Source organism: Soehngenia sp., from assembly GCF_055108775.1.
The window spans coordinates 1-9227 of record NZ_JBSQIL010000069.1; the positions used below are offsets into that span (position 1 = coordinate 1).

General features: G+C 29.3%; 9 protein-coding genes and 1 riboswitch. Of the genes, 7 read left to right on the forward strand and 2 right to left on the reverse strand.

Annotated elements, in window-relative coordinates; all coding sequences use genetic code 11:
• Positions 1-193: 193 nt before the first annotated feature.
• Positions 194-538: a hypothetical protein gene (locus tag ACTB1H_RS08010; protein ID WP_463262325.1), complete on the reverse strand. Its 345-nt coding sequence runs from the start codon at positions 536-538 to the stop codon at positions 194-196.
• Between the two features lie 507 nt (positions 539-1045).
• Positions 1046-1159: riboswitch (FMN riboswitch) on the forward strand.
• A 73-nt stretch (positions 1160-1232) separates the two neighbouring features.
• Here ACTB1H_RS08010 and ACTB1H_RS08015 point away from each other — a divergent pair.
• The 5 genes from ACTB1H_RS08015 to tsaD all read left to right on the forward strand — a co-directional run bounded on the left by ACTB1H_RS08015 (position 1233) and on the right by tsaD (position 4549).
• Positions 1233-1841: an ECF transporter S component gene (locus ACTB1H_RS08015; protein WP_463262326.1), complete on the forward strand. Its 609-nt coding sequence runs from the start codon at positions 1233-1235 to the stop codon at positions 1839-1841.
• Between the two features lie 107 nt (positions 1842-1948).
• The gene (gene tsaE / locus ACTB1H_RS08020; protein ID WP_463262327.1) at positions 1949-2401 is read left to right on the forward strand and encodes a tRNA (adenosine(37)-N6)-threonylcarbamoyltransferase complex ATPase subunit type 1 TsaE; all 453 of its coding nucleotides are present in this window, start codon (positions 1949-1951) and stop codon (positions 2399-2401) included.
• Positions 2398-3093 (forward strand): tRNA (adenosine(37)-N6)-threonylcarbamoyltransferase complex dimerization subunit type 1 TsaB, encoded by a 696-nt coding sequence (tsaB, locus tag ACTB1H_RS08025; protein ID WP_463262328.1) that lies wholly within the window; start codon positions 2398-2400, stop codon positions 3091-3093. The genes tsaE and tsaB overlap by 4 nt, the downstream gene beginning before the upstream one ends.
• A 1-nt stretch (position 3094) precedes the next feature.
• Positions 3095-3538 carry a ribosomal protein S18-alanine N-acetyltransferase gene (gene rimI / locus ACTB1H_RS08030; protein WP_463262329.1) on the forward strand — a complete coding sequence of 148 codons (444 nt, stop codon included), beginning with the start codon at positions 3095-3097 and terminating at the stop codon, positions 3536-3538.
• A 9-nt stretch (positions 3539-3547) separates the two neighbouring features.
• On the forward strand, positions 3548-4549 hold the full coding sequence (gene tsaD / locus ACTB1H_RS08035) for a tRNA (adenosine(37)-N6)-threonylcarbamoyltransferase complex transferase subunit TsaD (protein ID WP_463262330.1): 1002 nt from the start codon (positions 3548-3550) through the stop codon (positions 4547-4549).
• An 18-nt stretch (positions 4550-4567) separates the two neighbouring features.
• On the opposite strand, the gene abc-f is transcribed toward tsaD, so the two are convergent.
• A complete protein-coding gene (gene abc-f / locus ACTB1H_RS08040) occupies positions 4568-6469 on the reverse strand; it encodes a ribosomal protection-like ABC-F family protein (protein WP_463262331.1) in 1902 nt (633 codons plus the stop codon).
• A 124-nt stretch (positions 6470-6593) separates the two neighbouring features.
• Here abc-f and ACTB1H_RS08045 point away from each other — a divergent pair, with 124 nt between their 5' ends.
• Entirely contained in the window at positions 6594-8285 is a 1692-nt protein-coding gene (locus ACTB1H_RS08045) for a LytS/YhcK type 5TM receptor domain-containing protein (protein ID WP_463262332.1), read from the forward strand.
• Between the two features lie 4 nt (positions 8286-8289).
• On the forward strand, positions 8290-9036 hold the full coding sequence (locus ACTB1H_RS08050) for a LytR/AlgR family response regulator transcription factor (protein ID WP_463262333.1): 747 nt from the start codon (positions 8290-8292) through the stop codon (positions 9034-9036).
• Positions 9037-9227: the final 191 nt, after the last annotated feature.

Below are 9227 nucleotides of genomic sequence, written 5' to 3' on the forward strand. Positions count from 1 at the left end.
AAGCACGTTCGCAATAAGCACAAATTAGAACTAAATGAGAAGTTACTTGTTCATTTGAGTTATAACAATGGCCAACATTTCTATTTAAATTTGATGTATGTAAATTTAAATTATTAGATATAATGAGGCCATTGTTTTTTTTAAATACCTAACGAGTCAATAATATAAATCATTCTTAGAATACCATTCTAATCTATTTTTTATTAAACTTCAGATAAATTGAAACATATATAATAAGCATAGTGGCAAATACAATATATTTTATATAATTATTTATATTTTCCATAAGCAAAACTGATATATATACACCTGCCATGATAACTATTAATAAAATCAATGTAGGTCTTAAACTTGGCCAATCTTTAACCCTATTAAAATACTTGTATCTTATTAAAACAAGTAAAAATCCCCAAACAATAGTAGAGACTAAAGCAATAATATCATAATGATGAATTAAAGAAATAGATATAAATATTATGTACACAATATTTATAATAAAGTTTATTACAGTAAATTTGTTTTTATTATTAATTTTCATCTGCCTTCACTCACATAAATTAAATTTGACATAAAACCACCATAAACTTGATATTGTAGTGCTCTAGATATGTTACTAATTTTCCGCCAATATTGCTTGGCACTTGGCACAGGAATATATTCTAATCTTTCAATGCTTCATCTGTTATGTCATTTGAAAATGAGATGCTGATGAAAATGCCATAAAAACCATTAATAAGCTTAGTGTGATACTAAAGATTTGTTTTGATTTTAATATAAACATCATGATATCCCTCCATATAATCTAATTATATTCGAATATAATTAGATTATATCAATAAACTAATGTTAATACAAATATTGGTCAAATGTAAAACTAAATTAGACTTTGTAAAGTTAAATTAGACCCTAAAGTTTGTAAGACTAAATTAGACTCTAAATTAAAAAGAGGTCTAATTTAGTTTTACAAGTGCGCTGTTAATACAAATATTTATAACCATAATAATTTATATTGACAAGCGGATGACAAAGATATATTATAATAGCAGAGTATCTTCAGGGCGAGGTGCAATTCCTCACCGGTGGTAAAGCCCACGAGCCGAAAGGTTGATCTGGTGAAATTCCAGAGCCGACAGTATAGTCTGGATGAAAGAAGATTTTATTCGATTTGTGCCCCGAAGATTGCTTCGGGGATTTTTTATTCCCGAAGTAATTTTAAATTATGGAGGGATTTTATGTACACTTTAAGCAAAGACATGTGGAAAACAAAGACTTTAACAAAGCTTGCAGTATTGGGAGTATTAGCATTTGTATTAATGCTTTTTGAATTTCCTTTAGTATGGCTTGCACCACCATTTTTAAAGCTTGATATTTCTGATTTGCCTGCATTACTAGGTTCTTTTGCACTAGGACCCATGGCTGGAGTAATTGTACAACTCTTAAAGAATTTACTTTTTATGGCAATAAGGGGTTCATCTTCTGCTGGAGTTGGTGAGTTGGCTAATTTTATAGTTGGAAGTGTATTTGCATATACTGCAGGAGCTATTTATTTCAAGAAGAAGACTATGAATAGAGCTGTTTTAGGGCTAGCATCTGGTACTTTAATGATGACTTTAATTATTACATTTGCGAACTACTTCTTTTTATTCCCAATGTATGCCAGAGTATATGGACTTTCAATAGAGACTTTAGTTGAAATGGGAACAGCTATTAATTCTAATATAGTTGATTTAAAAACAATGATGGTTTATGCTATAGTTCCTTTCAATTTATTGAAAGGGATACTAGTAAGTGCAATAACAATACTTGTTTATAAGCGCCTCTCCCCAATATTGCATAAATAAGAGAAAAAGTCAGTGCCTTAAGGCACTGACTTTTTAATGAACTTTGTTTGAAGAATAATTTATATTTTGCTATAATTAGATGACAATATTTTATGGAGATTAAAAAAATGGAGATAGTTTTTAAGAATTTAAATGAAGTTGAAAAATTTGGTGAAAAACTTGGTTCATTATTAAATGAAGGGGACATAATCTGTCTTAATGGTGATTTAGGGGCAGGAAAGACTACTCTAACTCAAGCAATAGGAAGAGGCCTTAAAGTGAAAGACTATATTACAAGTCCAACTTTCACAATAATAAATGAATATGAGGGAAAATTACCATTATATCATTTCGACATCTATAGACTCGATAATGAAGAAGATTTAAGTTTATTAGGTGCTGAAGATTATTTTTATTCAAACGGAGTATGTGTAATTGAATGGGCTGATAATGCAAGGAATATACTGCCGAAGGAAAGATTGGATATTTGGATTTATATAGAAGATGAAAACATAAGGAAGTATGATTTAATTCCTCATGGAAAAAGGTACATTAAATTACTGGAGGAGCTACTTAAATGAAAATATTAGGTATGGATACATCGACTTTGATGACAACTGTGGCTATAACTGAAGATAAGAAACTTTTAGGAGAATATTCTTTATCTGTTGATATGAGTCATTCGGAAATGTTAGTGCCAATGATAAAAAATGTATTAGATAGTTTAAAAATCAAGATAGATGATATTGATCTATATGCAATCTCAATTGGGCCAGGTTCATTTACAGGATTAAGGATTGCTTTAGCAACAGCAAAAGGATTTGCTTTAGCTCAAAAAAAACCAGTTATTGGAGTATCGACACTTGAAGTCTTAGCTTATAATGTTTGCTCAAAATCATACATAGTACCTATGCTTGATGCAAGAAAAGACAGGGTATTCTCTGGGATATATAAATGGGAAGAGAACAAATTAGTTGTTATAAAACCAGATGATGCTCTAGAAATTGAAGAGTATTGCAAATATCTTAATAAAAATTATGATAAACTTTATGTAAATGGGAATGGTAGCATCACATATAAAGCTATAATAGAAAAGATTTTAGGAGAGAAAGTTACTTTCACTCCATATAATCTAAATTATATAAGAGCTAGTAGCATTTGTGAGATTGCTTATGAGAGATTTAAAGAAGGATTAATCGATGATGTAGACAATTTAAAACCAGTATATTTAAGAGAATCTCAAGCTGAAAGACAGTTTTCAAAGGGAGAATAGAATGAAAGTTACAATCAGACAAATGGAATCAAAAGACTTAATGGAAGTTTATGACATAGAGAAAGAATCTTTCTCAATACCTTGGAGTTACGAAGCATTAAAGAAAGAGGTTGAAGAAAACTTATTGGCGCTATATATTGTTGCTGAAATAGATGAAAAAATAGTTGGTTATTTAGGCATGTGGAAAATAATGGATGAAGCTCATATAACAAACATTGCTGTAAAAAAAGAGTATAGAGGTCAAGGTATTGGGGATTATTTAATTTTAGCAATAATAGATTATTGTGATAAACACAATATACCAAATATCACCTTAGAGGTAAGAAAATCTAATGAAGTCGCTATAAATTTATATAAAAAACATGGATTTAGCGAATGTGGGATTAGACCAAAATATTATATTGATGACGATGAAGATGCTTTGATAATGTGGCGAAGAAAATAGAGGTGAAATATGAAGACATTGGCGATAGAAACTTCCTGCGATGAAACTTCAATAGCTGTAATCGAAGATGGAAGAAAAATACTTTCAAATATAATTTCAACACAGATAGAAACTCACAGAAAATTTGGAGGGGTAGTACCAGAAATAGCATCGAGAATGCATGTTGAAAATATTACAAAGATTATGCAAATAGCATTAGATGATGCAAAAGTCAATTTAAGTGAAATTGATTTTATATCAGTTACAAAAGGACCAGGTTTAGTAGGAGCATTACTTGTAGGGGTATCATTTGCAAAAGCTTTAGCTTATAGCTTAGACATACCTTTAGTTGGAGTAAATCATATAGAAGGGCATATTTGTGCAAATTATTTATCATATGAGGATGTAGAACCGCCTTTCATAGCTCTAGTTATTTCTGGAGGGCACACATATTTAGTGGAAGTTATTGGATATGACAAATATAATGTAATCGGAAGAACAAGAGATGATGCAGTCGGAGAAGCTTTTGATAAAGTTGCTAGAGCTTTGGGATTAGCGTATCCTGGTGGGCCTCTTATAGATAAATTAGCAAAAAACGGAAATCCACAAGCAATAAACTTTCCTAGAATATATTTAGAAGAAAATAGTTATGACTTTAGCTTCAGTGGACTTAAGACAGCAGTATTAAATTATTTAAACCAAAAGAAATTAAAGGATGAAGAAATTTGTGTTGAAGATGTAGCTGCTAGTTTTCAAATGGCTATAATAGAAGTTCTGTGTGAAAAAACATTCAGATTGCTTAAAGAGAAAAAAATGAACAAACTGGTAATAGCTGGAGGTGTAGCAGCAAATAGTGCTATAAGAGATATATTTAATCAAAAATCATTAGAAAACAATATTAAGCTTTATATACCAAAGATAAATCTTTGTACAGACAATGCTGCAATGATTGGTTCAGCAGGATATTATAGTTATATTGCTGGGAATAAATCTACTCTAGACTTAAAGGTAAATGCTAATTTGAGCCTGTAAAGGATGGGAAACCATCCTTTAAGAGAGCTCTATCCATTTATCATACAATTCATTCAGATTTTTTTCAATTGTTTCCCTTTTATTTGACAGACTAAGAGCTTTTTCATGATCATCATAAGTATTTGGATCAGCTAAAATCATATCTATTTCATTCAACTTTTGTTCTAATTCAGAAATCTCTCTTTCCAATAGTTTTTGTTTTTCTTTTAGCTTTTTTTCCTTAAGCATTAACTCTTTTTCTTTCTTTTTCTCAAGTTTTAGCTGTGTTTTTGTTTTTTCTTCTTCTGCTGGAATATCTTCTGTTAATTCTTTTTTCTTTTCCAAGTAGTAATCATAGTTTCCAAGATACTCAAAAATACCTTCTTCTGTGAGTTCATAAATTTTAGTCGCAATCTGGTTTAGAAAATATCTATCATGTGATATTACCAATACAGTCCCTGAGTACATATTCAAAGCATCTTCTAAAACTTCTTTAGAATCAATATCTAAATGGTTGGTAGGTTCATCCATTAGTAAAAAATTAGCATCAGAAAGCATAAGTTTTAATAATGATAGTCTTGCCTTTTCTCCACCACTCAAAGATGATACCTCTTTAAATAAATCATCGCCAATGAAAAGAAATCTACTCAAATATGACCTTACTTGGAAATGAGTTAAATAGGGATAAGAATCCCAGATTTCGTCAATTACTGTCTTATCATCTGAAAGATGAGACATTTCCTGATCAAAGTAACCTGCTTTAACATTTTTGCCTAAAAACACTTCTCCTCTATCTGATGGCATTTTACCCAATAATATTTTGAAAAGAGTTGTTTTTCCAATTCCATTAGGACCAATTAGACCAACCTTTTCACCTCTATATATACTTAATGAAATGTCTTTGAAAATTGTTTTACCATCGAAACTTTTAGATATGTTTTCAGCCAATAAAACATCCCTACCTGAAGTAACACTCGTTTCAAAGGTTAGAGATAATTTCTTATTGGTTTCTACCTTATCTAAGACTTTTATTTTATTGAGCATTTTTTGTCGACTTCTAGCTTGTTTTATATATCTTTCATCACCATATTGCATATATCTTTCAATGATTTCTTGCTGTCTTTTTATCTCCTTTTGCTGATCTTCATATTGTTTTTTAAGAATTTCGATGTCTTTTTTTCTCTGTTGCATAAATTTTGTATAATTTGAATTGTATATATACAATTTTTGATTTTCCAAATAAAAGACTCTATTTACAACTTTATCAAGAAAATATCTATCATGAGAAATCAATATAAGTGCCTTATTATAATCTTTTATAAAATTTTCCAACCATTCGATAGATTCTATATCTAAATGATTTGTAGGCTCATCTAGCAATAAAATATCTGGCTTCTCCAATAATAGCTTAGCTAATGCTACCCTAGATTTTTGACCACCACTTAATATATTTATAGTTTTATCAAAATCCTCATCTTCAAAACCCAAACCCTTTAGAACACCTTTTATCTCAGATTTAAAGCCATATCCGTTTCTGTTGTTAAATTCCTCTAGAAGATATCCATATTCTTTCAGATATTGCTCATAAGACTGATCTGAATTATCACTTTTTCTGGATATTTCTTCTGCCAAAAAATTGATTCTTTTCTCCATCTCTATGATATCTTCAAAAACAGTCAAACACTCTTCAAAAATAGTTTTGCTAGAATTAACCATTGTTTGTTGTTTTAAATAGCCAATTTTCATTGTGGATTTAATAAATATTTCACCACTATCAGGTTCTAAATTTTTAGAAATAATTTCAAACAATGTAGTTTTTCCTGCTCCGTTTAAGCCGAGCAAACCTATTTTATCTTTTTCATCAACAAAAAAAGAAACATTATCAAGTATTTTTTTGTCTATAAATGATTTTGTTATATTTGAAGCTGAAAGCACTAGCATATTAATCCCTCCGACCAATACATTTTAACATAATAAATAATTATTATAAATAGTTATACAAATTGAAGATTTTTGTTATAAAAAAATTTTTTATTATGTTATCATTATTTTGGGAGGAATAGACATGATAATCTTAATAATAAGAAATTTATTAAGCTGTATTGGGATCATAATGTTATTATCATTTTTGATGACAAGAAACAAATATCTAAGAAATATAATAACTAAAAATGAGAAAAGTTTTAAAGAGAAAATTATATTAATTTTAATTTTTTCGATATATGGGATAATTGGTACATATACTGGTATTCAAATAAATGGAGCTATTGCGAATTCAAGGGTAATAGGAGTATTTGTCGGAGGACTTTTAGGCGGACCATTTGTTGGTGCTATATCTGGGTTAATTGCGGGATTACATAGAATAGCAATAGACATAAATGGATTTACAGCTTTTGCTTGTGCAATTTCAACTTTTACTGAAGGAATACTAGCAGGATTACTAAAGAATAGGTTTGATAAAAGTGAAAATAAAATTGCATTTGCACTTGTATTTGGTATGATAGCAGAAGTTATACAGATGATAATCATACTTATATTTGCTAGACCTTTTTCTGAAGCATTAGAATTGGTTAGGATAATATCTTTGCCAATGATTATTACAAATGGTATTGGAATAAGTCTCTCCATATCATTAATCCATAGTTCTATTACTGAAATAGATTCAAGAGAAGCATATCAAGCACAATTAGCATTAAAAATTGCTGATAAAACTTTTCCTTATATGAGGAAAGGTTTAACGGCTGAAACTGCTAAGACTGTTGCTGAAATAATTTATTCAATGACTAATTTCGATGCAGTTTCTATCACAGACCAAAATAAAATTCTTGCTCATGTAGGTGTTGGGGAAGAGCACCATAAAGAGAATCAAGGTATAATGACTGGATTAACTAAAAGAGTTTTGAGAAGTGGGGAAAAACATTTTGCACTTGAACGAGAAATGATCAATTGTTCTAATAAAAATTGCAAACTTAATTCAGCAATTGTAGTTCCTCTAAAATATGGAAATAAAATTGTTGGAGCATTGAAACTATACAAGAAATCAAAACTTTCAATATCTAAAACTGAAGAAGCACTAGCCGATGGATTAGGAAAGCTATTTTCGACTCAAATTGAGCTTAGTGAATTTGACTATCAAAATGAACTCTTAATGCAATCAGAGCTTAAGGCATTGCAAGCTCAGATAAATCCACATTTTTTATTTAATGCAATTAACACTATAGCTGCTTTGACAAGGTCATCTCCAGATAAAGCTAGGGGGCTGTTGATTCATTTGAGCAATTATTTTAGGAATAGTTTGACTGATCCTAATGATGAAGTGGATTTACAAAGAGAAATTGAAAACATAAAATCATACTTAGAAATAGAAAAAGCTAGGTTTGGTGACAAGCTTAACATAGTATACGACATACCTGAAGGATTAAATTGTTATCTTCCGCCTTTGATAATCCAACCAATTGTTGAGAATGCAGTAAAACATGGCATATTTGAGAAAAATGGCAATGGAGAAATAAGGATTGAAATAAAAAATGATGAAAATGATATTTTGATTTATGTTATTGATAATGGGGTCGGAATGGATGAGAAAACTTTAGAAAATATCTATATGTCAACGAATAATAATTGTATTGGAATTAGAAATGTAAACGATAGACTAAGAGTTAAATATGGAGAAGATTATAAGCTCAGATTAGATAGTAAGTTAAATTGCGGAACAACAGCATTAATTAAAATTCCTAAAAAACTAAAGGTGGTGTGATAGTTTGATAAAAATACTTATAGCTGATGATGAAAATTTAGCCAGAGAAGATATAAAGTATTTCTTAAATAAGTATGAAGAATTTCATGTAATCGGTGAAGCTAAAGACGGCAAAGAAGTTTTGGATATGAATCAAAAGTTAAAACCTGATTTAATTTTTTTAGACATCAAAATGCCAGTTTTTAATGGAATAGAAATCGCTAGAATAATCAACAACTTCAAAGTTAAGCCAGAGATAATATTTCTTACAGCATATGATGAGTTTGCATTAGATGCTTTTAGCTTAAATGCACTTGACTATTTATTGAAACCCATTTCGGAAGAGCGATTTTCCCAAATGGTTAATAAATTGCTATCAAGATTTCAAAACAATGAAAACATACAAAATGAAGCAAAAAATAATATATATAACAATAGCACACAAGTTATAAGTGCACATAAGAATGGTGTTATTATACCGATAAAATTTAAAGATATCATTTATGCAACTATAGACAATAAAGATACTATTTTAGTGACAAAAAATGACAATTATAAAGTTAATATGACACTTTCGGAACTCTATAATTTAGTGAAAGAGCATAATTTTTTTAGAACACATAAATCATTTATAGTAAATATAAATTTCATTGAGAAAATTGAACCTTGGTTTAATTCCACTTACAATATAAAAATGATCGGGAAAGATACCAGTATTCCCGTAAGCAGAAATTATGTTAGAGAATTCAGAGATAGAATGAATATCAACTAGTTACATTTTACTAGTTGATATTTTCATTTTAACCATTAAATTTTACTTTTTAGCAAAAAATTAAGATTAATTTATTTCTTTTGATATAGTTTGACTCTGTAAACTAAACATGAAAAAATAGCACAATGTTTTACAAAATTGTATTAAATTAGAATTAATTTCATCTTCATGATGATACTTGAGATGATAAA